This window comes from Mycobacterium sp. TH-M82, from assembly GCF_057473605.1.
On record NZ_JBYCKY010000177.1, the window covers coordinates 1 to 2,373 of the forward strand.

Consider the following 2,373-nt stretch of genomic DNA (forward strand, 5'->3'; position numbering starts at 1 on the left):
CGTGGCTGTTCGTCGGCGGCACCGGGCTGTGGCGCAGTTTGGTAGCGCACTTGACTGGGGGTCAAGTGGTCGCAGGTTCAAATCCTGTCAGCCCGACTTAAGAAAATGGGCTCTGATCTGCTGTGATGTTCTGGGTGGCAGATCAGACGACCCGGAGCGCGGTCCCATTTTGGGACCACAAGTGCTTCGACAGCAGCTCGCCGGCGCCCGCAGCCGAGATGTTGCACCCGATTAGCTAAGTGGTCGCGCCCGTAAATTCGTCGGGGGTGGCGTTCAAGCGGCGCGGGGCTGGATGGGGCTGTGCTCGCGTTGATGGTGGTCGAGCCTGGTTAGCAGCTCGTCGAGGTCGGTGGTGGTGAATTTCCATTTGAATGGCTGTGCGTACTGGTTGTAGCTGGCCTCGAAGGCGTTCAGGCGGTCGATGATGGCGTCAAGGTCGGTGAAATCATTGGGCGAGAGCGCTTTTCGCTGAACGATAGAGAAGTAGATCTCGATCTGATTGAGCCAGGACGCATGCACCGGAGTGCGCACCAGGATCGCGTTGGGGAACTGGGCGGTGAGCCGGTCGATCGCGGCTTGGCCACGATGAGAGGAGCCGTTGTCGACGATCCAGAACACCCGCTTGGCCGAAGCGTAAGGTTCGGTGGTCATCACCTGGGCGACGAGCCGGGCAAACGGCTCGATGCCGGTGGTGTCTTCGCAGCGGCCGAACACCTGCGCGCGGTGCACGTCGTAGGCGGCCAGGTAAGCCAGCGCGCCGCCACGGTCGTAGTCGTGGTTGACCCGCATCGTCCGCGCCACCCCGGGCGGGAGCGTGGGATGGCAGCGGCAGCGGGCCTGCACGGACGTCTTCTCGTCGGCAGAAATCACGTAATCACCCGGGCCCAGCGGCTTTCCCTGCCATGTGCGGTCGTAGAGGTCGAGCACCCGCTGCGCCTTGGCGGCAAAGTCGGGATCGGTGATGAAGATCCACGACCGGTACTGCCAGGGTTTGAGCGCGTCCTCGGACAACCAGCGGCGCACCGTGGCCGGCGAGATCGACTCGCAAAACCCGGCGGCGACGGCGTAGCGGGCCAGTTCCGGGCACGACCACCGCGACAGCGCCAGCCCGGCATCCGCAGGTGGCGCACACGCCGCCGCTTTGACCTGGGCGACCTGCACCGGGCTGAATTCCGGTGGCCGCCCGGACCGTTTTGCATCCGACAGCGACGCGACACCCGGCGCCGCACACCAGCGGTTCCGCCACTTGCGCACGGTGTCCTCGCACACCCGCAGCGACGCCGCGATCACCGCGTTCGGGATTCCCTCGCCCGCGGCGAGCACGATCTTGGCCCGCGTGACCAGGCGTTGCTCGGTGCGCCAGGCCCGCACCAGGCGGCGCAGTTCGCGCCGCGCCGACCCGGTCAACGTGATCCGGTCGGCGGGCGGCATGGGCGGGCTACTCCACGAGGCAATGATCGCGAATTGATAACACTGGACACTTCAGGCTCACCCATCACTTATGGTTTGTTGCCCAGCGACACGCCGTCGGGCACGATCACTGACCATGGCCGCGCCCCCCGCATCGACGAAAACCTCCCTGCAACAACGCCTGTCCGCCCATGCTCGGCAACGATGGCCCCAGCTCAACGGTGTCGAGGTGCGTTTCCGTGGCACGTTCGCCTACGTCACCGCCCGCCTGCCCGACGCTGACTCCATGCCCCTGATGCGGCTGCGTTACGGCGGATCAGCCTCCCGCTGGGGCTTCGCGATCTACCTGGCCAGCAAGAACGGCTACCAAGACTCGGTACTACCCACCGGCCACACAGCAGGCTCACCCGAAGACGCCCTCGACACCGCCTGCGGCCTCTACCTCGGCAACCCAACCGCCTGGACGTGACCCCCGACGAACTTACGGGCGCGACCACTAAGTGCAAGGAGCAATGCCGCGCCGAATCCCGGGCACTGCCGGTCCCGCAACAACGTGGCGATTTCGGTCGCGCTCCGCGGTGGGACGTGGCGATCCGTCGCGTCGGGCAGGCTGATCACTTCGACGAGCGGCTGCCACCCATCGACCAGTGCGTCAGGGAAGGCCCGGTTCGTCTGGGCCAGCAATCTCCCGACGTACGAGTCGACCACGTCAGGCGCTACGCCTCGTTCGGCGGTGAGTCGGCGGACAGTCCGCTCCAACTCGCCAAGAACTTCCGAACTCCACAACGGTCGGTAGACCGACTGTTCGGCGACCTCAAGAAGGACATCTCGCGACAGGCTTGGAACGAGGACGCACGTGTCGAGGTACGCCGAAAACATTCTTAGCCGGTCTTGCCCCGCGCGGCCCGCAACGCAGCCGACACCGCTGCGGGATCGGCGTCGTACAGGTCAAGGCGTTCAGCA

Annotated in this window: 2 protein-coding genes and 1 tRNA gene; 2 read left to right on the forward strand and 1 reads right to left on the reverse strand. The window is 65.8% G+C overall.

Features of this window, described 5'->3' with window-relative positions; translation table 11 throughout:
• Positions 1-22 precede the first annotated feature (22 nt).
• Positions 23-96: transfer RNA gene (locus AC2VON_RS05285), tRNA-Pro, on the forward strand.
• A gap of 177 nt (positions 97-273) precedes the next feature.
• Here the strand turns inward: AC2VON_RS05285 and AC2VON_RS05290 are convergent.
• Complete coding sequence (locus tag AC2VON_RS05290; protein ID WP_486951991.1) at positions 274-1,431, reverse strand: IS630 family transposase; 1,158 nt, start codon at positions 1,429-1,431, stop codon at positions 274-276.
• 115 nt (positions 1,432-1,546) lie between these two features.
• On the opposite strand from AC2VON_RS05290, the gene AC2VON_RS05295 reads away from it, so the two are divergent.
• Positions 1,547-1,879, forward strand: a complete 333-nt coding sequence (locus AC2VON_RS05295; RefSeq protein WP_486951992.1) for a hypothetical protein — start codon at positions 1,547-1,549, stop codon at positions 1,877-1,879.
• Positions 1,880-2,373 lie beyond the last annotated feature (494 nt).